This window comes from Allosphingosinicella sp. (assembly GCF_035626655.1).
Classification (GTDB): Bacteria; Pseudomonadota; Alphaproteobacteria; order Sphingomonadales; family Sphingomonadaceae; genus Allosphingosinicella.
This window is the reverse complement of the sequence record NZ_DASPNF010000022.1, coordinates 140,301-164,834: the sequence shown is the minus strand read 5'-3', so window position 1 is coordinate 164,834 and position 24,534 is coordinate 140,301. Positions and strand designations below refer to the sequence as shown.

The following is a 24,534-nucleotide window of genomic DNA, read 5'->3' as shown; positions in this document are numbered from 1 at the left end:
CGAATGGCCGGAGCGAAGAACCACCAATATCATATCGTCAATCCGAGCATCTGGCCGCTGGTCGGCTCCATTGCGGCTTTGGCACTCTTTTCCGGCCTGGTGCTCTGGATGCACGATTTCCAGGCCGGCCCCTATGTCGTCGGCGCCGGCCTGATCGGCGTCGCTTTCACGATGTTCTCCTGGTGGGCGGACGTGATCAAGGAAGCGCATGGCGGGGATCACACGCCGATCGTCCAGCTCCACCTGCGCTACGGCATGATCCTGTTCATCGCCTCGGAGGTGATGTTCTTCGTCGCCTGGTTCTGGGCCTATTTCGCCGCCGCCCTCTTCCCCTCGACGATCGAGGCAGTGGGCGGGACCTGGCCGCCCGAGGGCATGCACGTGCTCGATCCGTTCGGCTTCCCGCTGCTGAACACGATGATCCTGCTCTGCTCGGGCTGCACCGTCACCTGGGCTCATCACGCCCTGATCAACGGTCATCGGGACGGGCTGATCAAGGGCCTTTGGGCGACGATCGGGCTCGGCCTGCTGTTCACCAGCATCCAGGCCTATGAATATTATCACGCGCCCTTCCTGTTCGTTGGCGAGCCGGCGGACGGCGCCAATATATACGGCTCGACCTTCATGATGGCGACGGGCTTCCACGGCTTCCATGTCATCGTCGGCACGATCTTCCTGATCGTCTGCCTGGTCAGGGCCTATAAGGGCCATTTCAGGCCGCAGCAGCATTTCGGCTTCGAGGCGGCCGCCTGGTACTGGCATTTCGTCGACGTCGTCTGGCTGTTCCTGTTCCTGTGCATCTATGTCTGGGGCGGCTGGGGCGCGGCCTATCACTAGGGCGGAAGACGGGCGTCCCGTCGTTCCAGCGAAGGCTGGAATCTCCCTGCCTTCGGCTCGGAAGAAGTGAGATTCCGGCTGCCGCCGGAATGACGATATGAGTGAGCACGCGCCGACCCAGCCCACGCCCTTCGTCGCGGCGCTGCGCGGCATCTGCCCGCGCTGCGGCAACGCGCCCCTGTTCAGGGGGCTGGCAGGCTTTCAGCCGAGTTGCCGGGCCTGCGGGCTGGACTTCGCCAGCTTCAACGTCGGCGACGGGCCGGCCGCCTTCCTGATCTTCATCGTCGGCGGGCTGGTGGTTGCCCTGGCGATCTGGGTCGAGCTCCGCTTCGCCCCGCCTTTCTGGGTGCACATCCTGCTCTGGCTGCCGCTCGCGGCCGCGCTCACCGTCGGCCTGCTCCGGATCGGCAAGGGCCTCCTGCTCGCGCTCGAATATCAGCGCGGCGCCCGCGAGGGCCGGCTCAAGGACCGGCCGTGAAGCGACTGCCCCTCATCCCCACCATCATCGTCGCAGCCGCGGTGCTGACGATGATCGGCCTCGGCGTCTGGCAGCTGCAGCGCGCCGCCTGGAAGGAGGCCCTGCTCGCCGATTATGCGCGGGCGATGGCGCTGCCGGCGGTGGACCTCGATCCGTTGCTCGCGAGCGGGCGGCCGCTGCCCGAGCTCTCCTTCCGCCGCGCCCTGGTCAGCTGCGACGCGCGCGACGTGCCGGTCGAGGCGCGGGCGGGGCGGAACCTGGCGGACGTCACCGGCCAGGCCTTCACCATTCCCTGCCGTCCGGGCGCGTCGGGGCCGGCGGGGCGGCTCCGGATCAATGCGGGCTGGGCGACGCGGCCGGACGCGGTGCGGCGGCTGTCGCTCGGCGGGATCGTCGCCGGACGGCTGAGCCTGGTGGAGGCGGACGGCCCGATCACGCTGACCGCCGCAACCGCCGCGCCGCCGCTCGTGCCGAGCCGCCCGCCCGGGCCCGACACGATCGCCAACAACCATATGCTCTACGCCTGGCAATGGTTCTTCTTCGCGGCGGCGGCGACGGTGATCTACCTGCTGGCGCTCAGGAAGCGGAACCGGCCGAGATTGCCGCCGGAGCCCTGAGCGCCTAAATCCCCTGCTCCCATGATGAAGCTCACCATATTGGACAACGGCCTCAAGGTCGCCAGCCGGACGATGGACGGCCTGGAGACGGTCGCCGTCGGCCTGTTCGCCGAGGCGGGCTCGCGGCACGAGCCGGCGCGGGTCAACGGCATCGCCCATCTCTTCGAGCATATGGTGTTCAAGGGCGCGGGCGACCGCTCGGCGCGCGAGATCAGCGAGGCGATCGAGGATGTGGGCGGCGACCTCAACGCCTGCACCGACCGCGACCAGACCAGCTTCACCGCCTCCCTGATCGCCGAGCATCTGCCGCTCGGCATCGAGCTCATCTCGGACATGATCCTGAGGCCCCGCTTCGCCGCCGACGATCTGGCGCGCGAGAAGGAGGTGGTGCTGCAGGAGCTGGCCGAGGCGCAGGGCACGCCGAGCGACATCATCTTCGATGACCTCTGGCTGGCGGCCTGGCCGGACCAGCCCCTGGGCCGCTCGATCCTCGGCGACGAGGACAGCGTCGGCGGCATCGCGGTCGAGGACCTGCACGGCTGGCGGAGCGAGCATTACAGGGCCGGCAGCCTCACCCTGGTCGCGGCGGGCAAGGTCGAGCATGAGGCGCTGGTTGGCCTCGCCGCGGCGCGCTTCGCCGGCCTGCCCGCGGGCAAGGCCCGCCCCGCCGAGCCCGCCCGCTTCGGCGGCGGCATCCGCACAAGCAGCCCCAGGGCCGGGCAGGCGCATCTCGCCGCCGCCTATGCCGGGCCCGGCATTCACGATGCCGACTATTATCCCGCCCGTCTGTTCAGCGACATCGTCGGCTCCGGCGCCTCCTCGCGCCTGTTCCAGGCGGTGCGTGAGGATCGGGGGCTGGCTTATTCGGTCTGGTCCTCGCTCCAGCCCTATGACGACGCCGGCCTCTTCTATTTCTACGCCGCGACCGCGCGCCGCGAGGCGGCCGCCGCGGCCGCCCTGATCGCCGAGGTCGTCGCCGACGCGGCGGCCACGGCGACGCCGCGCGAACTCGACCGGGCGCGGGCGCAGGCCAAGGCCGGCCTGCTCATGTCGCTCGAATCCTCCTGGGGGCAGGCCTCCTATGTCGCCCGTCAGCTGAGCATCAAGGGCCGCCTGGTCGAGCCCGCCGAGGTGGTGGCCGAGCTGGAGGCGGTGACGCTCGAGCAGGTCCGCGCCGCCGGGGCGAAGATGCTCGCCGGGCCGAAAGCCAGCGCCACGATCGGCATGCCGGCAGTCCGCGCCGCGTGAGGATTCGTTTGAGGAGCGCCTTCTGATCGCAAAACCGGTAGCCACTTTTGCGGAAGGCGCTCTGGACACCCTGATCGCCGAGCCTTGGGCCGATTACGGCCTCGTCGACAGCGGTCACGGCCGCAAGCTCGAACGCTATGGGCCTTACCGCTTCATCCGGCCCGAGCCGCAGGCGCTCTGGGCGCCTGCGTCAATGGAGTGGGACGCGGACGGCGAGTTCATCCCGGGCTCGGACGAGGAAGGCGGCGGCCGCTGGCAATTCGCCCGGCCCGTGCCGCGCGAGGGGTGGGACCTCGCCTGGGAGGAGGTCCGCTTCCGCGCCCAGTGCACCCCCTTCCGCCACCTCGCCTTCTTCCCCGACATGGCGCCGCAATGGGCTTGGATGCGGGAACGGCTGGGCGACGGCACGGAAGCGCTGAACCTGTTCGGCTATACCGGCGTCGGCACCCTGGCGATGAGCGCGACCGGGTCGCGCCTCACTCATGTCGATGCCTCGAAGAAGTCGGCCGAGGCGGGCAAGGCCAATGCGGCGCTCTCCGGCATGGCGGAGCGGCCTATCCGCTGGCTGGTCGACGACGCCGCCAAATTCACCGCGCGCGAGGTCCGGCGCGGGCGGCGCTATGACGGCATCATCCTCGACCCGCCCAAATTCGGGCGCGGCCCCGAGGGCGAGGTCTGGCGGCTGGAGGAAGGCCTGCCCGGCCTGATCGCCGACTGCCGCAAGCTGCTCGACGCCGACAGCCGCTTCCTCGTCCTCACCGTCTATGCGGTGCGCATGTCGGCGCTGGCGATCGGCGAACTGCTGAACCAGGCGCTCGGCGAGCTTGGCGGCCGGGTCGAGTGCGGCGACATGGCGGTGCGCGAGGAAGCGCGCGGCCTGCTCCTGCCGACGGCGATCTTCGCGCGCTGGTCGAAGGGCTAGTCCCGACCGGCCCTGATCGCGGCGCCGGCAGCGAAGGGCGCTCCAGCCACCAGCAACAGCGAGACCGCGCCGAGCAATTGCAGGGCGCCGCTCCCGTTGCCGCGCTCCAGATACCCGGCGCCGAAGATCAGCACGGGCACGGCGAGCGGCAGCAGCAGCAGGCCGGCGAGCGCGCCGGAGCGGCGGAGGCCCGCGGTGAGCGCGCCGACGCCGACGCCGAGCGCGGCGAGGCCGGGCGTGCCGATGGCGAGACCGAGTTCCAGTCGCCAGAGCGTCTCGGCGGGCAGCTTCAGCAGGGCCGCGGCGGGCAAGGCGGCGAGCATGAGCGGCGGGCCGAAGCTCAGCCAGTGGCCGAGCAATTTGGCGAGCGCGATCGTCTCCTCGCCGAAGCCCTTGAGGTGGAGCTGGTCGAGCACGCCCGCGGCCCGGTCCGGCTCCACCAGCCGGTCGACCGGCAGCAAAGCGGCGAGGAGGGCCGCGGTCCAGAGCGCGCCGCCGCCGGCCCGCGCGAGCAGGGCCCCGTCGGGCCCGATCGCGAACGGGAAGAGGGTCGCGACCAAAAGGAAGAAGATGAGCGGCAGCGCCGCCGCGCCGCCCGCCAGCGCCAGCCTAAGTTCGCGCAGGACCAGGCCGGTCATGCCAGCACCAGCCTCTGCGCGTCGGGCAAGGCGAGCGGCTGGTGCGTCGCCGCGAGGATGGCGCCGCCGCCCGCGCGATGCGCCGCCATCGCCGCTTCGAGCTGCCGGAGGCCGTCCGCATCGAGGCCGTTGCCCGGCTCGTCGAGCAGCCAGAGCGGCGCGCCCGCGGCGATCACCCGCGCCAGCGCCGCGCGCTTGCGCTGGCCGGTGGAGAGCATGCGGACCGGCACGGCCGCGAGCGGCGCCAGCCCCATCGCCGCCAGGCCGGGCGCGGCGTCCCTCACCCAGAAGGCGAGCGCCCGCTGCAGCGGCTGGCGCTCGTCGAGCGCGAGATGCTCGTCGGCCAGCGCCGCCTCGCCGCGCGACACGGTGCCGGCGGCGGCCCGGAGCAGGCCGGCGGCGACGCGGATCAGGGAGGATTTGCCGGCTCCGTTCGGCCCCTCGACCAGGGCGGCGGCGCCCGGCGCCAGCACCAGGTCCAGGCCCTCGAACAGCAGCCGGCCGCCGCGCAGGCAGGCGACGCCCTGCATGGCGAGCAGACTCACGCCTGATCCTCGAGCCGGTGCATGTCCGCATCGGAGAAGCCGAAATGATGGCCGATCTCGTGGACGATGACGTGCGTGATCAGATCCTCGAGCGCGACGCCGGTCTCCACCCATTCGTCGAGCAGGGGGCGGCGGTAGAGATGGACCATCGGCGGCAGCTCGCCCGAGGCCCAGTTCGTCTCCTCGCTGACCGGGCGGCCCGTATAGAGGCCGGAAAGCTCGAACGGATCCTCGATGCCGAGCTGGTCGAGCACCGCATCGTCGGCGAAATCCTCGATCCGGAGGACGACATTGGTCAGATGCCGGCGGAACTTTGCCGGCAGCCGGGCGATCGCCTGCTCGGCGAGCCGCTCGATCGTCGCCGCGTCCGGCGCCCAGGTTTGACCCGTCCCCATCGCTGCGGACATAAAGGGGAGCAGCCGAAGGAGGAAGAGCCGTGGCAGTCCTGACCGAAAGCGAACGCGAGGCCGCCCTGGCGGGCCTTGCCGGCTGGCGCTTCGACGCGGGACGCAACGGGATCGCGCGAGGCTTCAGGTTCGCGGACTTCTCCGAGGCCTTCGCCTTCATGACCCGGGTCGCGCTGGCGGCGGAGAAGGCCGATCACCATCCCGAATGGTCGAACGTCTGGAACAGGGTGGACGTGCTGCTTTCGACCCATGATGCCGGTGGCGTTACCCGGAAGGACATCGCGCTCGCCGCGAAGATCGACGCCATCGCCGGGTAGCTTGCCCTCGCGGCATCACGCCAGTAGATGACCCGCTTCCAGTGCGAATTGGTTGCGAACCCGATTCACGCCCGTCGCGATGCGGCGAACGATCGGGTTCGGTGCGGAGCGGTGGCCGAGTGGTCGAAGGCGCTCGCCTGGAAAGTGAGTATACGGCAAAACCGTATCGAGGGTTCGAATCCCTCCCGCTCCGCCACCACCCACTTTCCCGAACACCCTAGTCAGCCCTAGAAACGGCTGTTTTCCGTCGCTTTTGAAGGACCGTGGGCCGGGTGAGCGCTTTTTAGATGCCCTAAGAAACCTGTAGATTTTGCACCGCATCGGGGGTTAGAACGGGGGTCAATGGCCGCTGGGGCGGCTCGCTGACTAGAGGGAATCACGATGGGCAAGCTGACGGTGAAGAAGGTCCAGAGCCTCAAGGAGCCGGGCAAATATGGCGACGGCAACAACCTGTGGCTCATCATCGGATCGACCGGGCGGAAGCGCTGGGAGTTTCGCTTCACGATGGGCGGGCGCTCCCGCGAGATGGGCCTAGGGTCTGCGGACCTCGTGTCGCTGGAGGAAGCCCGCAATACCGCTATCGACCTGCTCCGCACTGTCCGCCGGGGAGTGGATCCAATCGACGCCCGGGACGACAAGAAGCCCAGGCCCACTACCTTCGAGGACGTGGCCGATCAGTGCATCACTTCGATGAAGCCCGGTTGGAGCAACCTCAAGAGTGAGCGCCAGTGGCGATCCTCGCTCAAGGCGTACGCCTTTCCCGGCCTCGGCAAAATGGACGTGTCGGCGATCACCGCGTCAGACGTGTTCGACGTGCTGGAGCCGATCTGGAGCGCCAAGCCTGAGACGGCCAAGCGCGTCCGCGAGCGGGTTGAGAAGGTGCTGGACTTTGCCTCGGCTCTTAAGCTGAGGACCGGGGACAACCCGGCGCGTTGGCGCGGGGGCCTTGAAGCCCTGTTTCCCAAGAAGGTGAAGGTGCGGAAGGTTCAGCACCATGCGGCTCTGCCTTACGCTGAGATGCCGGCATTCATGGCTGCTCTTAGGAAGCGGGAGGGCATCGCCCCGCGCGCACTCGAATTTGCGATCCTAACCGCCGCGCGGACCTCGGAAGTGCTTGGCGCCCGTTGGTCTGAGATCGACCTAGACAAGAAAGTTTGGACGATCCCGGCGGAGCGGATGAAGGCCCGGCGCGAACATCGTGTCCCGTTGAGCGATGCGGCGATCACACTGCTCAAGGCCCTCCCCCGCGACCCCGAGGGCGAGTTTGTCTTCATCAGCGTCATGTCGAAGGGCAAGCCGATGAGCAACATGGCGCTCCTAAAGGTGCTGAAGCTGATGAAGCGAACGGACCTCACGGTTCACGGCTTCCGGTCCACTTTCCGCGACTGGGCATCCGAGGTCACCGCGCACGAGGCCCCGGTGGTGGAAATGGCGCTTGCCCATTCTATCGGAAACGCGGTCGAAGCCGCGTATCGGCGCGGCGATCTATTCCAGAAGCGCGAACGGCTAATGGTCGATTGGGCGGCGTGCTGCGCCGGTGATTCGCGGTCCGGGGCGAAAGTGGTCCCGATCCGGGCATGATTCGCGGACAGGTGCTCGCGCGCTGACAAAAAACGGCGGAATTCAGCCGAAAAAAACCATTTGTATTTGGAGTTATTCGGGGGACGATCAGGTGTCGGGCGCTGCTCAGAGCGTCTTCCTGGTGCCTTAGGCACTTGCTTTGGAAGGAACCGACAAGTGACTATCCCCGACAACTCAGCGGCCCAAGGAGGCCGCATCATTTACCGTCAGCGTGACTTGGAGGCGCTGCTCGGCCTCTCCCGGAACGCAATTGAGCGGCTAATGGCCGAGGAAGGCCTCAGTGCTCCAATCCAGCTTGGCCCCCGCTCCAAGGGCTGGCTGGCTGATGAAGTCCACGCGTGGCTGGAACGGCGGAAAGCGGAGCGTGACGCGAGGGAGCGACCACTGCGGCCCTGCGCGTGAGCCGCCGTCATGGGACAAGCCAAACCTATCGTGGTGATCCGGCCAGTGCCGGAGGGCTTCGAGGTCACGGTGGAGCCGCCGTTGTCGGACGGGGCGGAGCGAACGCTCACGTTCTGCGACAAAAGCAACGCCTGGAAATACGCCCAAGGTCTGTGGACGGAGCATCGCCTCGGCCTGAGCGACCTAACCGTTGGCAATGCCCTCCCGGTTGGCGCCTCCCGAGGCCCGCGCGGTCCGTATCGGCCCCGCCGTTTCTTCTGAATTTCTCCCGCCGAATAATTCCGGGCGGAAGGAGACGTGCAATGCAAATCAAGACCAAGAAGCTGGCCGGACTCATCGGCTGGGATCGTAAGAAGATGGGCGACGACATCGCCACCGGGTATCTCGGCTTCGTGCCGCCCGCCGATGGTCGCCGCCTGTGGAGCATCGACGATGCCGCCGCTGCGCTGTTCTATGTCGATGAGATCGGCGCGGGGCAGTCGGTGCGGCTGTCGGGGATCGCGGCCACGAAGCTGCGGGAGGCCATGCGGATCAATCCCGGCGCCGACCAGCTCACCATCGTCACGCTCGAGAACGGCAGCACGGCCACGTTGCCGACCGCAACGCTGAACCTGTCCACCGGCTACCTGAGCGGCGGCTTCATGCGAACGGCGCTGACCGTGAACGTGAGCCTGCTCCGCGCTCGCATTGAGCGCGCCATAGCTGCCGAGGCGGAGATTGTCGGATGACCGATCCGGGAAATGCGCCCGCTCCCCATGAAGCGGAAGGAGCGGGCGCGGAGGTGGACGAGGATCGTTCCCGCGACGGGAATGCGTCGGCTCCGATTCAAAAGGAAGCGCCAGCGAGGATCGGGATGGTGTCGAGCCTGACCGAGCTGGATCCCGTCGCCGACTATCTTCGCGAGCATGACGCCGAGCCGATAAATTTCAGGACGGCCCGCGTGATCGAGATGCGGGATGGCTATCCGGCGCCCATGGCCCGGATCACCTTTGGCGAGGATGGCACGATTGAGGTCAGCGATCCGGCGATCGCACCCACGGAAGCGCAACAGGCGCTGATCCACGATGCCTTCCGGCGCGTGGAGTTTCCCAAGCACGTCGCTCTGACCGCAGTTGCGGAAGCGCCCCCCGGCGTGACTCTCTCCGATCCAGATGTATTCGTATGCCACGACTTCGCAGGCCGGGTCGTGATGATCCACCAGCGCTATTCGACACAGGACGGAGGCAAGGGCTTCATTCCGTGGACCCGCTGGAGCGACGGCCAATGGCGCAAGATGGAGCCGGAGGTCATGCCCTTCTTCGGCCTCCCCGGTCATCAAGACGCGTGCACCCTGTTCGTCCATGAAGGCGCGAAGGCCGCGAAGCGGGTGAAGGCGCTGATCGAGGCGGGCGATAGCTCCCGCTTCCCGTGGTTCGATGACATGCGCCTAGGCCATCATCTCGGCTGGATCGGCGGCGTTCACGCGATTGGCCGGAGCGACTGGCCGGCGCTCTCGCGGCTCGGCTGGCGGCGCGTGGTAATCGTGGCAGATAACGATAGGCAAGGCATCCGGGCAGCGCTTCGGATCGCCCGCTTCTTCCCGGCCAATGTCTTCATCCTCGCCTTCGACCAGCGCTTTCCGGAGGGCCACGATTTGGGCGATGAATGGCCGGAGACGCTGTTCGACGCCTCCGGCAGCTATATCGGGCCTTCGCTGGACGATTGTTTGCTCCCGGCCACTAGAGCCACCCAGGTGCTGCCCGCGGAACGCCGCGGACGGCCCACGGTGATCGTCCGGCCGGAATTTGCGCAGACAGTCGCCTACACGGTGGAGCCACCCCGCTTCATCTTCCGCCACCATCCGAGCCGCGACCGCTCGCCGGATGAATTTAACGCGCTCGCCGCGCCATTCTCAGACGTGAAGGACACGGCCTCAAAGCTGCTTGGGCAAATCGAGTGCCAGCATGACCGGCTCATCTACAATCCCGCCTTCGCGCCCGGCACGATCCTCGTGGACGGCGCCCGCTGCTTCAACGTCTATCAGGCCCCACGCATTCGGAGCCGGGACGGGGAGGCCGGGCCTTGGCTCGAATATCTGGAACACCTGATCCCGGACCCGGATGAGCGGGCCGTGGTCTCGCGCTGGCTCGCCACCTTGATCGCCCGGCCCGCGATCCGGATGAGGTACGGCCTCCTGCTCATCTCGACCACTCAAGGCGTCGGCAAGAATACGCTCGCCAATATCCTCAAGCGACTCATCGGCGCGGCCAACATCAGCTTCCCCTCCGAAAAGTCGGTTGTGGAGAGCCAGTTCAATGGCTGGCTGGCGCGCCGTCGCCTCATCTTCCTCGCTGAGATTTACTCGGGCGCCAGCCGCAAGGCTTACGACAACCTCAAAGGCGTGCTGGCCGACGACGAGTGCGAGGTGAATGAGAAGCACGTCAAACAATACACGCTCCAGAATTGGGCGACGGTCATAGCGTGTTCCAATTCGCTGGCCGCGCTCCATCTGGACGATGAGGATCGGCGGTGGTTCGTCCCGACGGTGGCGGAGACGCTGCGCCCCCGCGAATGGTGGGAGAGTCTGTATTCGTGGATCGAGGGCGACGGGCCGGGGATAATCGCCCGCTGGGCTGAGGAGTATGTCTCCACCCACGGCTATGTGCGGACCGGGGACCATGCTCCGGGATCGAAGCGGAAACAGGCGATTGCCGAAGGATCGCGGTCCGAGGGCCAGAACCTCGCTATGTCCTTCGCTGAGCATCTGGTCGGGCTGGACCGGCGAGTGATCCTCAAGGTCAGCGACGTGAGGCGGTGGATCGCGCGCCAGCGAGGAATAGACTTCGGCGACAAGCGCCTTGAACGGCTCACCACGATCATCGCCGCGATGCGGAAGGTCCGAGGCGTGACTGTCTGGGCCGACGCAATGCGACCCAAGTTTGGGGCGACCCGCGAAGCGGTCGTGATGAACTTCACCCCGGACGCGGATGCGCGGTGGGCGGACATCAAGGAGCATCTGACCAATCCTGAAGGAGTGAGCCTCGATGAGCCAATGTGACCAAGAGAGGGGAAGGGGACGGGGGACGGAGAAAACGCCGTTTCGTAGTTCCGCTGGAATTAATCGAGAGACGAAGGAGTATTTAATCTTACGGGAAACCGGATCGGGCGATTTAGCCGTCCCCCGTCCCCTTCGGCTCTTGGGGATGCCCTTCGTGGTCACGTCCGCGCGGGCGGCGTTCCTCTATTTTGTGACGTCCCGCCCGGCGATCCTCCTTGATCGCGCCACCCGGCAGGCGGCTGCGGCCGATCCTGGCCTTGAGTGGCACGCGCCATCCTTTGGCTATCGACGGAGGCGGCGATGACCCCCCGGTTGAAAAGTTTCCGGCTGGCCCTTTGCGGACCGGCGGCGGCCACGAGCGTGAATGCTAATTCGCATTTCGCACCCGATGCTCGTCTTTCAAATTCGCAATTCGCGCGCAGTCCCCCGCGGGCGCGCGCACCGGCGGGTCCGCCCGCGCGCGTGGATCCATGAGGTAAGCCATGACCGGGAACGATGAAGACCTAAGCATGGAGGCCATTGAGAAGGTCCGCACCCTTGGGCGCTCTCTCGCCGCAAAGGCGCAGAGCTATGGCGTCAGCTATGAGGATATCACCATCGGGCTAGGCTATGCCGCATTCGACCTTGCGAGCGATCTGGCGGGTTCCCGCAGAGGCGGCGTCGAATGGCTTAGAGGGGTGCTGGACGTGATCGAGCAGCAGGTCAGGATCGAAACGCACTAGGCCCGGTCCCTGTCCTTCGCATTCTCAGCATCAACCATCACGCGCAGAGCTCGGGCCTCGCGCCGCTCTTTGATCTCCTGAGCAAGATCGAAGGTCGGTGGACCGGGAACATTGTAGCTGTAGATCAGCCTCCAAACGGCGTTCACATTGATATCGCCCGGCTGTCTGAACTCCGCCTGCTCAGCGAGTTCCCGTTTGATGTAACCCGTGCAGGCGCCGATGTTCTTCTGACTGAAGTCCCGAAGCATCACGTAGGTGATGTCCAATACCGCCTGCCCGAACGCGATTGCCTCATCTTCTTCAGGAATATCGCCTTGGTGGATTACGCGGTTGCGGAAGGCCACCATCGCATTGGGGAGCAGTGCCGGCGGCTCACCGAAATGGAAGAGATAGGCCGCTACATACAGGCCAAGCTGTCGCTCAGACTGCTTCGCTACCGCCTTCCAAGCCTTCTCCGCTTCCTCAATCGGGATGCCTCTGACATCAGAGAGCACGAAGAAGAAGTATTCGTAGAAACGTTCAAGTGATGCTTGGAAGCTCGCGACCGCTTCCCTCGGATACCCGTCGAGAATGGCTTGGCAGGCTATCTCTGCAAGCACGTCAAACTTGGGGTGCTGAACGACAATGGCGAGGGAGTGACCGTTGTCGCAAGTCACGCGCGCAGCCCCTCTCCGGGCCAGTTTGATCAGTAGCCGACCACCCTCGTCCGGCGCTATCGCATCTTTGCTGCACCTGGGACATGTCAACGTAATTGCTGCCATCGCTGTCGTGACGCCTCGCGGTTTCTTCTGGACTATCGCTCCGCGATACACGGCCCGCAAGGTCGAGTTGGGAGCAAGCCGGACGCTGTTCTGACCTCAACTACGCGGGCACGCCGGGCGCTGCCTTTTGGGCTGGGGTCATCCGGACCTTCGCGCCGCTGACCAATCCGAGAATTTGGAGGCTGTCATGCAGCACATTCACACGCGTCCGGCGGGTGCGGGGATCATTCGCCCCGGCGCCGCGACCTTCCCCGCCGCTCTCCGCCGGGCCAGCGCCCTCAGCGGAGTCCCCTTGTCGGTTCACGCCAATGCCGACAATCCGCGCGCCCTGTTCGACCAGCTCACCAATGAGCTCAAGACGTTCTGCTCGCAGCAGGATAATCGCGTTCAGAACCTCGCCGACGCCATGCAGGCGATCCAAGAGCAGGTGAACGGGAACATCGTCCCATCGCACGGCGGGGTCACCGGCCCGGTCAATGCGATCCCCGGCTATGACCCGGACTATTCTCGCACCTTCGCCTCCCATTTCCGACGCGGCGACGGTGAGGACTATCTGCGCACCGCCAATGGGACCGGAGACCGCGCCACCGTCCACGCCGCGATGAGCATCGGGGACAACTCGGCGGGCGGCTATCTGGCCCCGGTCGAATGGGATCGCCGCATCTCGGAGGCGCTCCGGGCCGTGTCGCCGATGCGTCGGCTGGCCCAGGTGCAGGTGACCAGCGTCGGCGCCTATTCCACCCTCTGGAATAACGACCAGTGGGGATCGGGATGGGTTGGCGAGACTGCCGCGCGCCCGGCGACGAGCAATGCCAGCCTCTCCCCGCTCGTGTTTCCGACCGGCGAGATTTACGCGATGCCGATCGCTACGCAGCGGCTGCTGGATGATGCCGGGATCAATGTGGAGCGCTGGCTGACTGATTCCGTCCAGCGCGAGTTCAACCGGCAGGAGGGCATCGCCTTCCTGAGCGGCAACGGCACCAACAAGCCCTACGGCCTCCTGACCTATGCCGAGGGCGCCGCGAACGAAGCCGTGCACCCGGGTGGCGCCATCGACGTGACGGAGGTTGCCATCACGCCGGACGCGCTGGTGGACTTCCTCTACAGCCTCACAGCGCCGTATCGCCAGAACGCCACCTGGCTCATGTCGAGCCTCACCGCCGCGCTCATCTCAAAGATGAAGGACGGGGACGACAACTACATCTGGCGCGAAGGCCTGATCAGCGGTCAGCCGGCCACGCTGCTCGGGCGCCCGGTAGAGATCGACGAAGGCATGCCGGGGCCGACTGCCGGGTCCATCTGCATCGCGTTCGGCGATTTCAGGGCGGGCTATGTCATCAATGACCGGCTCGGGACGCGCATCCTCCGCGATCCGTTCTCCAACAAGCCCTATGTCATGTTCTATGTGACGAAGCGCGTAGGTGGCGGCCTTGCCGATCCGAATGCGCTGCGGTTCCTCCGCCTGCCGGTCTAATCGAGCTTCCCGGCTTCGCTTCATGGATGGGTAACGGCTGGCTAGAATGGCCATAGAATGCTGAGGGCGGGCGTCCAGCACCCGAGGATTCCCGACCCTCTGTTTTGTGATCTCGGGCCACCGGCACCGGCTAATGAGTTCGCGACCTGCCAATCATCGATCTCAGTCCGTGTAGAAGACCGGATTGGCGCTGGAGCCCTTCATGATGTTGATCGAGTGGGAGCAGTCGGTGCGATTGACGTAGCTCTCGCTGCTGCGCGAAATCGCCTTGCCGTTGGAGGCGTAATAGATCCAGTACCAGAAGCCGCCGTTGTCTTTCTTCTGCCAATAGCAGGGGTAGGTGACCGTCGCCATTTTGACTTCTCCTAAGACGAGCGGCGCCGCCTACCGGCGGCGCCGCCAAACTACTTCTCGTGGGTGGTGGTCCGCGGGCTGCGCTTGCCATGCGCAGTCGTCACGAAGCGGCCGGAGATCGCGCTGCGATAGGCGCCGCCGGTGCTGCCGCTCTTGCCGCTGGCCTCCCGCACGGTCGTCCGCGGGCTGCGCTGCCCGTGAGCCGTCGTGACATACCGACCGCTGATCGCGCTGCGATAGTGGCCGCCGCTCTTGCCCTTACTCATCCTCGACCTCCTTTCTGGCAGGGGTTCGTAACTGCCATACACGACGTATGGGGATTACGAGTTCGGTTGTCAAGCACTCGCAGTCTCGTTATCGCGAACCCGACCAGTTTTCTGTGGAGGGACGATGCCGACGCCTTTGGGGGACAAGATTAAGCAATTCCGCCGCGAGAAGGGGCTTACGTTGGAGCAACTTGCCCAAGCCACCGGCAGCTCAAAGAGCTACATGTGGGAACTGGAGAATAAGGACGTCGCGCGACCCTCGGCGGAGAAGCTTGAACGTATAGCCGAGGTCTTGGGCCTGACGTCCGCGTTCCTGATTGACGCATCGCAAACAGACCCAAGCGAGGATGTCGCCGACACCGCCTTTTACCGCCGGTATCAGAAGCTAGATCCCCCCGATAAGGCGCGCTTGCAGCGCATCTTGGACGCGCTGAGCGATGAGGACTGACCCGACTACGCCTTGCGCTTGGGCCAACACCCTCGTCACCATGTGGGGGCCTCGGTTCCCCGTTGATGTGCGGCAGATCGCTCTCGAATATTCCAAACGATTCAATGACCCCGTTTTGAAGATCGCCGAGGCCGACGTGCGGCGGTTTGAAGGCGCTCTGTACCCGCTCGGCAAGCGGGGTGGATGGGCGATACTCTACAATCCGTCCATCTCCTCGCCCGGCCGAATCAATTTCACGCTTGGGCATGAGTGGGGTCATTACCTTTGCCACCGCACCGCCGCGCCCGTCGGCTTCGAGTGCAGTCAGTCGGATGTGTTGGGCGGCACTCGCAAACAGGAGCAAGAGGCGGACCGCTTTGCATCGTATCTGCTCATGCCGCTCGACGACTTTAGGGCTCAGGTCGGCAGCGAGAGGATGACACTCGATCTCCTCCGCCACTGCGCTGACCGGTATGAGGTCTCACTCACAGCCGCGGCCCTCAAGTGGCTTGAAAGTACCCGTCTCTGTGCTGCGGTGGTTGTCGCCGAAAATGGTTACGTGGTCTGGGCTCGCCCGAGTGCCGCGGCGCGACGCGCGCGCATCTACTTTCCCAATGGGATGGAGCTACCGCCTGGGTCGCTCGCGGCAGATGGGGACAGGCTGCTTTCTGCTGAGGGAGTGAATCTGTCCTCAGGCATCTGGTGGAACCGGCCGACGCGGGAGGTCGCTATCTTCGCGGATAAGTATGAGATGACCATATCCCTGCTGGTGTTCGAAGAGTTGGGCGTGTTGCCCGACGGATGGGAGGAGGAGGACGTTGAAGACGCTTTCGACCGCTTCAATCGCTTCGGCTAGCAGTATCTCAAATGGCCAAGTATTTCGCTGATCCGGCCAAGAGAGCGGTGTGGGATGGGGTGCTCGCTGAGACTCGCCGCGCCGAGGAGCAGCAACGCGATGGGGAGTGGATCACCTACCTCATCCGCGACCCTCGCTTTGAAGATAAGAAGGGAAAGCCCGGCCTTCCGATCTATGTTGGCCAGACCAACGACTTCCCGGAGCGCGTATTGTCGCGCTTCAACAAGTGCGAGAAAGAGGCTCTTGAGAAGGGTGTCGATTGCATCGAGGCACGAGTAGCCGAGTTGCTCCACTTGGGTCTGGTCGCCCGATATCAGGTGATCGACCGTCAGCCGACTCGGCTCGCGTCGCTGGTGTCGGAGACGAATTTGGCGCGGAGGGCGTGGAATGCTGGATACGTGTTAATCAACAGGAAAGCCCTTCAGAATCGCGGTGGTGACGACATCACTGCCCAGATGATCCCCGAGAAGTGGCTGCTAGAATTCACCCTCGCCGAGGCAGTGCAGGACCGACTCGTCATGCAACTGCGCTGCCCGTCATGCCGCCAGCGCACCGACATTCCGCTGTCCTATTTTGCCTCGCGCGATGAACCTCCGAGGACGGTGAGGGAGATTGTGAAGAATCCCGTTTGGACCGAGGAGCCATGCGGACAATGCGGGCAGATCACCGGCCGCTCAATCAAGCCCCGCGTGCCTTGTTTTTCATTAAGCGAGCCGGCTCCTGCCTAACGCGTTGCGCAAACTGCGCGCATAGATTCTCCGATACACCCTAACTTGCTTCCAAGCGTCCATGTCCCAAAGCTGAAATGCAAAGTGCTTCCAGCAGCGTTTCCGGGCGAACCGGAAATCCTCGATCTCCATTTCGACACGTGGGCGCATCCCCGCGTAGCTGAATTCAGCCTTCCAGCGAGCGATAAGGGTCTGCGCCTTGGCTTCGATGAAGGAGAAGTAGTGGAGCGTTTCAAAGTCAGGCCGGGCACAGATGATTTTTAGCTCCGAGGTGAAATTGTCCAAAAATAGGTATTCCGGGATCGTCATATCGGAACGCTGTGCCCACTCGCGCTCTTGTTTGCCGATCAACGCGTATTGCGGGTCAAACTCCGCGTCGATTTCCTTGTACCGTCGGTCGTATGCGGGGTCAGGCTGCCCATGGTAGGAGGTACTGTCTATGCCATACAGGGCGTTGAGCGCTTTGTAGCGAGCGTCTCGTTCGCGCAGCACGGCTAGCCTATCGCTCCAACTGGCGCGATCATGCACATGATACGCTTTGACCAACTCGGGTCGAATACTGTGAGCGCGGTTCATGAGCGTCATCTGTCGAATGGATGATCAGTGTGCCCGGCGATACGTTTGGCCGCAACGGTCAAAGCGAACTCTTCGTCAGGGGTCATATCGGGGGTCAAGGCCCAACTGGAGCCGATTTACCCACGTTTTCCTGATGGGTTTGGCTCCCTCCCGCTCCGCCACCCCTGCTTGTCCTGTCCGCCCCTGAAGCCGCGCCGTCAGAGCCGGGCCGGCATGCCGCCCAGCGCCTTGTACAGGTCGATCGCCGCCTCGAGCCGCTCCTGCAGGGTAAGCAGCCGGGCATCCTCGTTCTCGATCAGCCTTTGCTCCGCATCGAACAGGCGCTGCAGGTCGGCGTCGCCCTCCAGATATTGCAGGCGGGCCAGTCGCGCCGTCTCGCGCGCCTGCGCCACGATCTCCCCGGTGATCGCCGCCCGCTCGCCCGAGCGGTTGACCGCCGAAATGGCGTTTTCCACGTCCGCCAGGCAGTTGAGCAGGGCTTGGCGGTAGAGCGCGACGCTTTCCGCCTGCTGCCCGGCGGCGAATTCGAGATTGCCGCGCAGCCGGCCGCGGTCGAAGATCGGCGCCAGCAGGCCCGCGCCGGTGGAGTAGAGCGTGCTCAGCGGGCCGCCGAGGACGGCCGCCTCGCTCAGGCCGCGCGAGCTCAGGGTCAGGCGCGGGTAGAAAGCGGCGCGGGCGGCGCGGACGTCGCCGCCGGCCGCCTGGATGCGGGCCTCCGCCGCGCGCACGTCCGGGCGCCGGGCCACGAGCTCGGTCGGCTGGACGAGCCTGACGGCGGGCACGACCAGGGCTTCGAGCGCGGCGGGGGACTGCCTGAAGCGCGGCGCCTCCTCGCCGACGAGGACCGCCAAAGAGGTGCGCGTGCGTTCGAGCGCCTCTTCCAGCCGGGAGCGCTCCGACTGGAGCTGGCGAACCTGGATGGTCTGCAGGCCGAGATCGACCCTGGTCCCCTCGCCGGCATCGACGCGGGCGCGGATGATCCGTTCGAGCTCGCGCTGCTGGGCGATGTTGCGGTCGATGAGCGCAAGCCGCGCGGCGAGCGTGGCCTGCTGGACGAAGGCGCGCGCGACGTCGGCCTGCACCGCGAGCAGGACCGCCTCGCGGTCGAATTCCGTGGCCCGGAAGCGGCCGCGCGCGGCGTCCGCCTCGGCCCGGCGGCCGCCGAACAGGTCCAGCTCGAAGGAGATGTCAAGGCCGCCGAACGCGTCCCTGAAGTCGAAGCGGGTCTGGTCCGTGCGCGTCGCGCTGATCCCGGCCGAGGCCGAAATGGCAGGCAGCATCGCCCCCCGGGCAATTCTGAGCAGGGCGCGCGACTGCCTGATCCGGGCGACTGCCACGGCCAGGTCGGTATTCTGCCGGCTCGCCTGGTCGATCAGCGCGTCGAGCGCGGGGGAGCCCATGGCCGAGCCCAGAGTTGCGCTGCCGGGGGTCGCTTCCGCCACCTCCTCGGCCCGCCGGACACCCTGTTCGCTCCATTGCTGCGACTGGACGACCGGCGTCGGCTCGAGCGCGACCCGGGGCGCGCAGGCGCCGAGGCCCAGGGCGGCGATCAGGCTGGTCGTCGGAAGGCCGGTTTTGCGCATGCCCGGCTCATAAAAGCGCGCGGTTAAGATTGGTTTAGCCAAGCGCCGCCGGCCGCGCCCGATCCTTATGGTTTTGTTTCAGTTAACCAGGAATTTAGGTCTCTATCGTAGCGACCAAGGCTTGAAATTCCGCTCGCCCGGGGGCCATGAACGCACCGCTTTTCCGCGCCGAAGTGATAGACGCCAAGCGCGACAGGCTGGAAGGCAATGTCGTCGCTGCGGTGCCGCCGTCCTCGCGCCTGTACACGATCCTCGTCGCGACGGTCGTGGCGGTCATGGTCGCTCTGCTCATTTTCGGCAGCTACGCGACCACCGCCAGAGTGCGCGGCATCGTCGCCTACGATACCGGCATCGCCCGCGTCTATCCGTCGGCCGCCGCCGAAATCCGCCAGTTCCACGTGCGCAACGGCGATCTCGTCCGCGCCGGCCAGCCTTTGGTCACCCTTTCGCTCGCCCAGGGCGTGGACGGGGTCGGCAGCCAGCTGGAGCAGCTGGCCCATCAGGACGGGGAGCTGGCGAGGCAGGTCGAGCTGGCGGCACAGGCCAGCACGGCGGAAGCCGCGGCGCTCGAGCAGCAGCGCGCGAGCCTCACCGCCTCCATCGCCTCGCTCGAGCGCCAGCGCAGCCTGGCCGCCGGTCAGGTCAATCTTGCCCAGTCCGCCGTCCGCCGCGCCACCGGCCTCGCCCGCCAGGGCGCCGGCAGCCAGCGGCAGGTCGAGGATGCGCGCTCGACCCTGCTGGCCAGGCGGGCGGACGTGGAATCACTGGCCGAGCGGGTCATCGCCCAGCGGGCGACGCTCCGCAACGCCGAGGCGCAGGGCGCGCAGCGGCAGATCGAGGCAAGCCGCACCCGCTCGGTGCTGCTCGCCCAGCGCGCGGCCATTGCCGAGCAGAGGGCGGGCCTGATGCGCACCGACAGGCTCCAGCTGACCGCGCCGATCGCCGGCGAGGTCAGCGACATCGCAATCGACGTGGGCCAGCGGGCGCGGCCGGACCAGTCGCTCGTCACCATCATTCCCCGGAACAGCCGGCTGGAAATCTGGCTCTATGCGCCGTCGCGCGCGGTCGGCGTCACCCAGGCCGGGCAGCAGGTGCGGATCCTGTTCGACGCCTTTCCCTATCAGCAATATGGCGCCGGTCGGGGCACGGTGACCGAGGTGTCGCGGGTCCCGACCGAGCCGACCAATCTCGATCCGGGCCTCGGCATCGAGGAGCCGGTCTTCCGTATCCGCGTCAGGATTGACGAGCTGCCGCCCCGCCTGCCGGCCGAGCGGCGCACCTTGCGTCCGGGCATGACCTTGGGCGCCAATCTCGTGCTCGAAAGCCGCAGCCTCTGGCAGGTGCTGCTCGGGCCGATCATCGGGCCGCTGCGGCAATGAGCGGCATCCACTGGCCCTGGTCGCGCCAGCAGGCGCCGGTCCTGCAGTCCGAGGCGGCGGAATGCGGCCTCGCCTCGCTCGTCATGGTCGCGCGCCATTACGGGCACCGGATCGACCTGGCCGGCCTCAGGCAGAAATATCCACCCTCGGTCCGCGGCTCGACGCTCGAGCAGCTCATGGCGATCGCCTCGGACCTGGAGCTGGCGCCGCGCGCGGTGCGGCTCGAGCTGGACGAGCTGGACAAGCTGCAGAAGCCCGCCATCCTGCACTGGGACATGAACCATTTCGTGGTCCTGGAAGGCGTCTCCGCCGGCATGGCGACGATCGTCGACCCGGCGAGCGGGCGCCGCCGCCTCTCGGTTGCGAAAATGAGCAACCACTTCACCGGGGTGGCGCTGGACCTGACGCCGACCGCGGCCTTCAAGCCGATCGAGGCCAAGGTCACCACCCGGCTCAGCGACCTGTGGAGCAAGTTCAGCAATTTCCGCGGCCCCTTCACCCAGATTTTCGTGCTCTCTCTGGTGATCCAGCTGCTGACCCTGCTGACCCCCTTCTTCATCCAGCTCGTCGTCGACGAGGCGATCGGCCAAGGCGATGTGAGCCTGCTCACCATCCTCCTGATCGGCTTCGGCGCGGTCTATGCGCTGAGCGCGGTGTCGCGGGCCCTGCGCGACTGGGTGATCCTGACCTTCGGCGAATCCCTGTCCTTCCAGCTCGGCGGCAATGTCGTCCGCCATCTGTTGCGCCTGCCGCTCGGCTATTTCGAGCGCCGCCATGTCGGCGACCTGCTCTCGCGCATCGGCTCGATCCAGCCGATCCAGTCGCTGCTGACCAAGGGTATCGTCAACGTCCTGATCGATTCCGTCCTGCTCCTGACGACCCTGATCGTGATGATGCTGATCAGCCCGGCGCTGACCGGCATCGTCGTTGCGGTCACCCTCCTCTATCTCGCCCTCAACCAGATCTTCTTCCCGCGCCTTCGCCAGTGCACCGAGGAGGAGATCATGGCCCGCGCCAATGAGGAAACCTACCTCATGGAATCGATGCGCTCGATCCGGGCGATCAAGCTGCACGGCCACGAGGCGGTGCGCGAGAGCGGCTGGCGGAACCGCTATGCCGAGGTGATCTCTGCCACCTACCGGTCGCGCATGGTGGGCATCAAACTCTCCTTCGCCGAGGATTTCCTGTTCAGTCTGTCCTTCCTGCTGACCGTCTATGTCGGCGCGCTGGCGGTGATGGACCAGAGGCTGACCGTCGGCCTGCTGCTTGCCTTCCTCGCCTATCGCAGCAGCTTCACCTCCTCAGCCACCGCGCTCGTCTCGCAATTCCAGAAATGGCGGCTGCTCGGCCTGCATCTCGAGCGCCTGTCGGACATCGTCGGCGAGAAGCGCGAGGAGATCCTGCTGCCGAACGTCCGCGCCCCCGTGCAGACCAGCCCGCACATCCAGCTGCAGGGGCTGAGCTTCTCCTACGGCCCTACGGAGCCGCCGATCCTGACCGACCTGTCCCTCGACATACCGAGCGGCTCCTTCGTCGCGATCACCGGCGCGTCGGGCTGCGGCAAGACCACCCTGCTCAGGATCATGCTGGGCCTGCTGCCGCAGAATGCGGGCAAGATCATCATCGACCAGGTGCCGCTCGGGCCGGCCACGGTGGGCGGCTGGCGCAGCCGGATCGCCGCTGTCATGCAGGACGATTATCTGCTGTCGGGCACGCTGGCCGAGAATATCTCCTTCTTCGATCCCCAGCCCAGCGAGCGGCGGATCGAGCAGGCCTGCCGCCTGGCCTGCATCCATGACGATATCGTCAGGATGCCGATGGCCTATCACAGCCTGGTCAGCGACATGGGCGTCGCCCTGTCCTCCGGCCAGCGCCAGCGCATTCTGCTCGCCCGGGCGCTCTACCGCGATCCGGACGCCCTGTTCCTTGACGAGGGCACGGCCAATCTCGATCCGGCGACCGAGAACGAGATCGCGCGGATGCTCTCGATCCTGCAGATCACCCGCGTGGTGATCGCGCACCGGCCCGCCTTGGTCGAGAAGGCCGACATCGTGCTCAGGATGGAAGCGGGGCGCCTGATCCTCGAGCGCGACCGCCGCCCGCGCCTCGCCAGGTCGTTCAGCGAGCCGCGCTAGGCCGGATCAGTTCCAGTCGGTCGCGATGCTGGAGCGGACCTTGATCTCGACCTCGACATGGTTCTGCATCGGCCGGATGCGCAGCTGCCTGGCGAGGCGACGGTCGAAGAAATCCTTGAGCAGGGGCGGCCGCCGGCTGGCGAAGTAGAATTCCGGATCCTCCGCGACGGTATCGTCCACGGTCAGCTTCATCTCGTCCTTGCGGGTCACGTCCTCGACCACGCAATAGGCATATTTGAGGCCGGCAGAGCGCAGCGCGTAGGCGCGGTGATAGCCGTTCTGCAGCACGATCCGCCGGTCGCTGCGCACCGCGCTCAGGAAGTTCGAGCCGAAGCCCAGGGCGATGCCGGCGAAGGCGCTGACCGGGCCGCAACTCGTGAGATGCGCGACCTCCTCGGGCCGGAGTATGCGGGGCGTATGCGCGCGGAAATCCGTGGAGGGGGAGGTGAAGACGAAGCGGTCGCTCGCGAGCCGGGTAATGGTCACGGGCGGCTGCTGCCTGTCGAGCGGCAGGCAGAAATGAAACAGCTCCTCCTCGCTCATCGAGGCGAGCCGCTTCAGGAACCGGCCGGTGAAGGCGCGCTCGACATGGTTTTGCGAGGCGACGAGCCTGTCCAGCTCCACCCGCTCGACGGCATAAGGCAGATTGTCGAAGGAATCGCGGAACCAGGGGTTCGCCTCGAGGCGGCGGACGAGCGGCTTCAGCGCGCGCCCGGCCGGCCGGCGCTTCGTCTCGTCGGCATAACCGTCTTCCGACCTTTCGAGCTCGGCATAGACGTCGTTCGCCGCGCGCCACTCATCGGCCAGCATGCGCGGATCCAGCTCGGCGCCGCCGATGACCTTGGTCTTCACGAAGTCGAGATAGTCGCCGAGATGCGGCTGGCCGAGCAGCCAGACGAGCTCCGCGCCGGTGCTGCGTGCGCGCAGCACCTTTTCCTTCTTTCGGGTCACCTGCACCTGCGGCCGTCCATGCATGGGGGCCTTCATAGCGGGCAAGGCTTTAGGAAAGGTGGAGAAAGAGGCCGGAGGGAGGCGTATGGCCTCCCCCGGGCCAGAGCATGAGTCAGCAGTACTTACGCGACCGCGACTTCTTCGACTTGGACTTGCAGGACTTGGACTTCCTGGACTTGGACTTCCTGGACTTGCTGCCGCCGGAGCCGCAGTTGCCGCCCTTCTTTCCGCGCCCGCCAGCTCCGTAAACGAAGCCGAGCTCTTCCTTGTTAAGGTCACGCATCGGGAGTCTCCCCATTAGTGGCGGCATTATGCCGCAGCGCCCGGCTAACCTTTTGAATAGGAGGGAGTCAGCGGAGGAAGATGGTTAACAAAAAGGGTTAACGGCCAGTGTCTCAAGCCGGGACGATCGAGGTTAGAAGATTGTGCGCCGGTCACAGGCGTGACGCAAAGGCGTCAACGCTTCGGTTCCGGAACGCGATGACCCGCGTCAGACAGCGCGCCGGGTGACCGACTTGGTCTTGCCGCAGGTCTCGCAGACCGCCTTTTCGCGGACGAATTCCCGCGTCGTGGCGAGCGCGCTGGTGATCTGCTGGACCTGGTTGTTCTGGGAGACGCCGAGCGCCTCCTGGATGCAGCGGTCGCAGCGGGAGCCGCCGCTGTCGGTAATCAGCGCGTTCACGCGCAGGGGGATGCTGGTCATGCCATGTCCTTCCTGATCGATGGGAAGCGGCGCCCAAGGGGCGCGGCCTGTCGGTCAGGAGGCCTGGGGCGGATGGGCGGGCGGCGGCTCGGCCGCGCGCAATGCGAGCGTCTTCACCCGCATCTCCGGCGGAGCCGGCGCCGCGAGCGGCGGATGGACGAGCGGGGTCTCCCCGAACAGGGCCGCGACCGGGACGGAGAGGCTGAGCTGGTGATCGTGCCCGCCATCCTGCCTGTCCCCGACCGGCGTCCTGTCGCTCTTGTCCGCGGCGGTCGCCTGCCGGTGATGCGGAGCAGTGGCGGCGGCATCCAGGCCGTGGCGCAGGCTGTGCGCGCCCCAGGCGGCCGCCGGCACGAGCATGGCGAAGGCCATGAACAGGCAGAGCAGCCGGCGATGGAGAGGCGCGGCGCGGAACATGGCCCGCTCTTACCGGGGATGGGCGGAGCCAGCAACAAGCGCGGGGTGAGCCATCCCGTCGTCAACACCCAATACGGGAGGACGGGACCGCCTTCGCGCGCTCGGGCGTGGTGCTGTTGTGATGGCCGACGTTGCTGCGCTCAACTGGGCACCGACCGTGCTCCAGCGCGACT

At 66.2% G+C, this 24,534-nt stretch carries 28 protein-coding genes and 1 tRNA gene; 18 read left to right on the top strand and 11 right to left on the bottom strand.

The genetic code is table 11. The features are described from left to right. Positions 1-3 precede the first annotated feature (3 nt). The 5 genes from VEC11_RS17655 to VEC11_RS17635 all read left to right on the top strand — a co-directional run bounded on the left by VEC11_RS17655 (position 4) and on the right by VEC11_RS17635 (position 4,102). Positions 4-837: a cytochrome c oxidase subunit 3 gene (locus tag VEC11_RS17655; RefSeq protein ID WP_464135363.1), complete on the top strand. Its 834-nt coding sequence runs from the start codon at positions 4-6 to the stop codon at positions 835-837. A gap of 97 nt (positions 838-934) precedes the next feature. Beyond that, positions 935-1,315, top strand: coding sequence for a DUF983 domain-containing protein (locus tag VEC11_RS17650; RefSeq protein ID WP_464135359.1), 381 nt, complete (start codon positions 935-937; stop codon positions 1,313-1,315). Continuing rightward, on the top strand, positions 1,312-1,932 hold the full coding sequence (locus VEC11_RS17645) for an SURF1 family cytochrome oxidase biogenesis protein (protein WP_464135356.1): 621 nt from the start codon (positions 1,312-1,314) through the stop codon (positions 1,930-1,932). Before VEC11_RS17650 ends, VEC11_RS17645 begins: the two co-directional genes overlap by 4 nt. A gap of 21 nt (positions 1,933-1,953) precedes the next feature. Then, positions 1,954-3,180 (top strand): M16 family metallopeptidase, encoded by a 1,227-nt coding sequence (locus VEC11_RS17640; RefSeq protein WP_464135353.1) that lies wholly within the window; start codon positions 1,954-1,956, stop codon positions 3,178-3,180. Between the two features lie 193 nt (positions 3,181-3,373). Then, positions 3,374-4,102, top strand: a complete 729-nt coding sequence (locus VEC11_RS17635; protein WP_464135350.1) for a class I SAM-dependent methyltransferase — start codon at positions 3,374-3,376, stop codon at positions 4,100-4,102. Here the strand turns inward: VEC11_RS17635 and VEC11_RS17630 are convergent. From VEC11_RS17630 to VEC11_RS17620, 3 genes are read right to left on the bottom strand one after another with little or no spacing between them, the layout of a single operon-like run. Then, a complete protein-coding gene (locus VEC11_RS17630; protein WP_464135347.1) occupies positions 4,099-4,740 on the bottom strand; it encodes a heme exporter protein CcmB in 642 nt (213 codons plus the stop codon). The genes VEC11_RS17635 and VEC11_RS17630 overlap by 4 nt on opposite strands. Beyond that, positions 4,737-5,270 carry a heme ABC exporter ATP-binding protein CcmA gene (gene ccmA / locus VEC11_RS17625; RefSeq protein WP_464135576.1) on the bottom strand — a complete coding sequence of 178 codons (534 nt, stop codon included), beginning with the start codon at positions 5,268-5,270 and terminating at the stop codon, positions 4,737-4,739. The genes VEC11_RS17630 and ccmA overlap by 4 nt, the downstream gene beginning before the upstream one ends. Positions 5,271-5,281: 11 nt before the next feature. Then, positions 5,282-5,680, bottom strand: coding sequence for a metallopeptidase family protein (locus tag VEC11_RS17620; RefSeq protein WP_464135344.1), 399 nt, complete (start codon positions 5,678-5,680; stop codon positions 5,282-5,284). 41 nt (positions 5,681-5,721) lie between these two features. Between VEC11_RS17620 and VEC11_RS17615 the strand changes: the two genes are divergently transcribed. The 7 genes from VEC11_RS17615 (at position 5,722) to VEC11_RS17585 (ending at position 11,751) form a co-directional block, all read left to right on the top strand. Continuing rightward, positions 5,722-6,009, top strand: a complete 288-nt coding sequence (locus VEC11_RS17615) for a 4a-hydroxytetrahydrobiopterin dehydratase (RefSeq protein WP_464135342.1) — start codon at positions 5,722-5,724, stop codon at positions 6,007-6,009. 105 nt (positions 6,010-6,114) lie between these two features. Continuing rightward, positions 6,115-6,205 (top strand) — tRNA-Ser (locus tag VEC11_RS17610). Positions 6,206-6,390: 185 nt separating this feature from the next. Then, positions 6,391-7,590, top strand: coding sequence for a tyrosine-type recombinase/integrase (locus VEC11_RS17605; protein WP_464135339.1), 1,200 nt, complete (start codon positions 6,391-6,393; stop codon positions 7,588-7,590). A 156-nt stretch (positions 7,591-7,746) separates the two neighbouring features. Continuing rightward, positions 7,747-7,992 (top strand): helix-turn-helix transcriptional regulator, encoded by a 246-nt coding sequence (locus tag VEC11_RS17600; RefSeq protein WP_464135336.1) that lies wholly within the window; start codon positions 7,747-7,749, stop codon positions 7,990-7,992. Between the two features lie 302 nt (positions 7,993-8,294). Next, the gene (locus tag VEC11_RS17595; protein ID WP_464135333.1) at positions 8,295-8,720 is read left to right on the top strand and encodes a hypothetical protein; all 426 of its coding nucleotides are present in this window, start codon (positions 8,295-8,297) and stop codon (positions 8,718-8,720) included. Next, a complete protein-coding gene (locus VEC11_RS17590; protein ID WP_464135330.1) occupies positions 8,717-11,029 on the top strand; it encodes a primase-helicase family protein in 2,313 nt (770 codons plus the stop codon). The genes VEC11_RS17595 and VEC11_RS17590 overlap by 4 nt, the downstream gene beginning before the upstream one ends. Before the next feature lie 482 nt (positions 11,030-11,511). After that, a complete protein-coding gene (locus VEC11_RS17585; RefSeq protein ID WP_464135328.1) occupies positions 11,512-11,751 on the top strand; it encodes a hypothetical protein in 240 nt (79 codons plus the stop codon). On the opposite strand, the gene VEC11_RS17580 is transcribed toward VEC11_RS17585, so the two are convergent. Next, positions 11,748-12,407 carry a hypothetical protein gene (locus tag VEC11_RS17580; RefSeq protein ID WP_464135325.1) on the bottom strand — a complete coding sequence of 220 codons (660 nt, stop codon included), beginning with the start codon at positions 12,405-12,407 and terminating at the stop codon, positions 11,748-11,750. The two genes, VEC11_RS17585 and VEC11_RS17580, sit on opposite strands and share 4 nt — an antisense overlap. Positions 12,408-12,699: 292 nt before the next feature. On the opposite strand from VEC11_RS17580, the gene VEC11_RS17575 reads away from it, so the two are divergent. Beyond that, complete coding sequence (locus VEC11_RS17575; RefSeq protein WP_464135323.1) at positions 12,700-13,986, top strand: phage major capsid protein; 1,287 nt, start codon at positions 12,700-12,702, stop codon at positions 13,984-13,986. Between the two features lie 162 nt (positions 13,987-14,148). Here VEC11_RS17575 and VEC11_RS17570 read toward each other — a convergent pair whose 3' ends face one another. Both VEC11_RS17570 and VEC11_RS17565 read right to left on the bottom strand, forming a co-directional pair. Beyond that, positions 14,149-14,340, bottom strand: coding sequence for a YegP family protein (locus VEC11_RS17570; RefSeq protein WP_464135320.1), 192 nt, complete (start codon positions 14,338-14,340; stop codon positions 14,149-14,151). Between the two features lie 50 nt (positions 14,341-14,390). Continuing rightward, positions 14,391-14,606 (bottom strand): hypothetical protein, encoded by a 216-nt coding sequence (locus VEC11_RS17565; protein ID WP_464135318.1) that lies wholly within the window; start codon positions 14,604-14,606, stop codon positions 14,391-14,393. A gap of 124 nt (positions 14,607-14,730) precedes the next feature. Between VEC11_RS17565 and VEC11_RS17560 the strand changes: the two genes are divergently transcribed. The 3 genes from VEC11_RS17560 to VEC11_RS17550 all read left to right on the top strand — a co-directional run bounded on the left by VEC11_RS17560 (position 14,731) and on the right by VEC11_RS17550 (position 16,617). Continuing rightward, positions 14,731-15,054, top strand: coding sequence for a helix-turn-helix domain-containing protein (locus tag VEC11_RS17560; RefSeq protein WP_464135315.1), 324 nt, complete (start codon positions 14,731-14,733; stop codon positions 15,052-15,054). Positions 15,055-15,121: 67 nt separating this feature from the next. Further along, positions 15,122-15,889 carry an ImmA/IrrE family metallo-endopeptidase gene (locus tag VEC11_RS17555; protein ID WP_464135313.1) on the top strand — a complete coding sequence of 256 codons (768 nt, stop codon included), beginning with the start codon at positions 15,122-15,124 and terminating at the stop codon, positions 15,887-15,889. An 11-nt stretch (positions 15,890-15,900) separates the two neighbouring features. Continuing rightward, positions 15,901-16,617, top strand: coding sequence for a hypothetical protein (locus VEC11_RS17550; RefSeq protein ID WP_464135311.1), 717 nt, complete (start codon positions 15,901-15,903; stop codon positions 16,615-16,617). Here the strand turns inward: VEC11_RS17550 and VEC11_RS17545 are convergent. Both VEC11_RS17545 and VEC11_RS17540 read right to left on the bottom strand, forming a co-directional pair. Then, positions 16,594-17,202, bottom strand: coding sequence for a hypothetical protein (locus tag VEC11_RS17545; protein ID WP_464135307.1), 609 nt, complete (start codon positions 17,200-17,202; stop codon positions 16,594-16,596). The genes VEC11_RS17550 and VEC11_RS17545 overlap by 24 nt on opposite strands. A gap of 188 nt (positions 17,203-17,390) precedes the next feature. After that, positions 17,391-18,776, bottom strand: a complete 1,386-nt coding sequence (locus tag VEC11_RS17540) for an efflux transporter outer membrane subunit (protein ID WP_464135305.1) — start codon at positions 18,774-18,776, stop codon at positions 17,391-17,393. A 146-nt stretch (positions 18,777-18,922) separates the two neighbouring features. On the opposite strand from VEC11_RS17540, the gene VEC11_RS17535 reads away from it, so the two are divergent. Continuing rightward, a complete protein-coding gene (locus VEC11_RS17535) occupies positions 18,923-20,155 on the top strand; it encodes an HlyD family secretion protein (protein ID WP_464135302.1) in 1,233 nt (410 codons plus the stop codon). Further along, positions 20,152-22,290 carry a peptidase domain-containing ABC transporter gene (locus tag VEC11_RS17530; RefSeq protein WP_464135298.1) on the top strand — a complete coding sequence of 713 codons (2,139 nt, stop codon included), beginning with the start codon at positions 20,152-20,154 and terminating at the stop codon, positions 22,288-22,290. Before VEC11_RS17535 ends, VEC11_RS17530 begins: the two co-directional genes overlap by 4 nt. A 6-nt stretch (positions 22,291-22,296) precedes the next feature. On the opposite strand, the gene VEC11_RS17525 is transcribed toward VEC11_RS17530, so the two are convergent. The 3 genes from VEC11_RS17525 to VEC11_RS17515 form a co-directional block, all read right to left on the bottom strand. Next, complete coding sequence (locus VEC11_RS17525) at positions 22,297-23,265, bottom strand: hypothetical protein (protein WP_464135296.1); 969 nt, start codon at positions 23,263-23,265, stop codon at positions 22,297-22,299. Between the two features lie 466 nt (positions 23,266-23,731). Next, complete coding sequence (locus VEC11_RS17520; RefSeq protein WP_464135293.1) at positions 23,732-23,944, bottom strand: hypothetical protein; 213 nt, start codon at positions 23,942-23,944, stop codon at positions 23,732-23,734. A gap of 54 nt (positions 23,945-23,998) precedes the next feature. Next, positions 23,999-24,361 (bottom strand): hypothetical protein, encoded by a 363-nt coding sequence (locus tag VEC11_RS17515; protein ID WP_464135290.1) that lies wholly within the window; start codon positions 24,359-24,361, stop codon positions 23,999-24,001. Positions 24,362-24,534: the final 173 nt, after the last annotated feature.

What these genes read in the sequence shown, in the direction of transcription:
- VEC11_RS17655 (WP_464135363.1), top strand. Translation starts at nt 4, where the DNA reads ATGGCCGGAGCGAAGAACCACCAATATCATATCGTCAATCCGAGCATC.
- VEC11_RS17650 (WP_464135359.1), top strand. Translation starts at nt 935, where the DNA reads ATGAGTGAGCACGCGCCGACCCAGCCCACGCCCTTCGTCGCGGCGCTG.
- VEC11_RS17640 (WP_464135353.1), top strand. Translation starts at nt 1,954, where the DNA reads ATGATGAAGCTCACCATATTGGACAACGGCCTCAAGGTCGCCAGCCGG.
- VEC11_RS17635 (WP_464135350.1), top strand. Translation starts at nt 3,374, where the DNA reads ATGGAGTGGGACGCGGACGGCGAGTTCATCCCGGGCTCGGACGAGGAA.
- VEC11_RS17630 (WP_464135347.1), bottom strand. Translation starts at nt 4,740, where the DNA reads ATGACCGGCCTGGTCCTGCGCGAACTTAGGCTGGCGCTGGCGGGCGGC.
- ccmA (WP_464135576.1), bottom strand. Translation starts at nt 5,270, where the DNA reads ATGCAGGGCGTCGCCTGCCTGCGCGGCGGCCGGCTGCTGTTCGAGGGC.
- VEC11_RS17620 (WP_464135344.1), bottom strand. Translation starts at nt 5,680, where the DNA reads ATGGGGACGGGTCAAACCTGGGCGCCGGACGCGGCGACGATCGAGCGG.
- VEC11_RS17605 (WP_464135339.1), top strand. Translation starts at nt 6,391, where the DNA reads ATGGGCAAGCTGACGGTGAAGAAGGTCCAGAGCCTCAAGGAGCCGGGC.
- VEC11_RS17595 (WP_464135333.1), top strand. Translation starts at nt 8,295, where the DNA reads ATGCAAATCAAGACCAAGAAGCTGGCCGGACTCATCGGCTGGGATCGT.
- VEC11_RS17590 (WP_464135330.1), top strand. Translation starts at nt 8,717, where the DNA reads ATGACCGATCCGGGAAATGCGCCCGCTCCCCATGAAGCGGAAGGAGCG.
- VEC11_RS17585 (WP_464135328.1), top strand. Translation starts at nt 11,512, where the DNA reads ATGACCGGGAACGATGAAGACCTAAGCATGGAGGCCATTGAGAAGGTC.
- VEC11_RS17575 (WP_464135323.1), top strand. Translation starts at nt 12,700, where the DNA reads ATGCAGCACATTCACACGCGTCCGGCGGGTGCGGGGATCATTCGCCCC.
- VEC11_RS17570 (WP_464135320.1), bottom strand. Translation starts at nt 14,340, where the DNA reads ATGGCGACGGTCACCTACCCCTGCTATTGGCAGAAGAAAGACAACGGC.
- VEC11_RS17565 (WP_464135318.1), bottom strand. Translation starts at nt 14,606, where the DNA reads ATGAGTAAGGGCAAGAGCGGCGGCCACTATCGCAGCGCGATCAGCGGT.
- VEC11_RS17560 (WP_464135315.1), top strand. Translation starts at nt 14,731, where the DNA reads ATGCCGACGCCTTTGGGGGACAAGATTAAGCAATTCCGCCGCGAGAAG.
- VEC11_RS17550 (WP_464135311.1), top strand. Translation starts at nt 15,901, where the DNA reads ATGGCCAAGTATTTCGCTGATCCGGCCAAGAGAGCGGTGTGGGATGGG.
- VEC11_RS17545 (WP_464135307.1), bottom strand. Translation starts at nt 17,202, where the DNA reads ATGACGCTCATGAACCGCGCTCACAGTATTCGACCCGAGTTGGTCAAA.
- VEC11_RS17540 (WP_464135305.1), bottom strand. Translation starts at nt 18,776, where the DNA reads ATGCGCAAAACCGGCCTTCCGACGACCAGCCTGATCGCCGCCCTGGGC.
- VEC11_RS17535 (WP_464135302.1), top strand. Translation starts at nt 18,923, where the DNA reads ATGAACGCACCGCTTTTCCGCGCCGAAGTGATAGACGCCAAGCGCGAC.
- VEC11_RS17530 (WP_464135298.1), top strand. Translation starts at nt 20,152, where the DNA reads ATGAGCGGCATCCACTGGCCCTGGTCGCGCCAGCAGGCGCCGGTCCTG.
- VEC11_RS17525 (WP_464135296.1), bottom strand. Translation starts at nt 23,265, where the DNA reads ATGCATGGACGGCCGCAGGTGCAGGTGACCCGAAAGAAGGAAAAGGTG.
- VEC11_RS17520 (WP_464135293.1), bottom strand. Translation starts at nt 23,944, where the DNA reads ATGACCAGCATCCCCCTGCGCGTGAACGCGCTGATTACCGACAGCGGC.
- VEC11_RS17515 (WP_464135290.1), bottom strand. Translation starts at nt 24,361, where the DNA reads ATGTTCCGCGCCGCGCCTCTCCATCGCCGGCTGCTCTGCCTGTTCATG.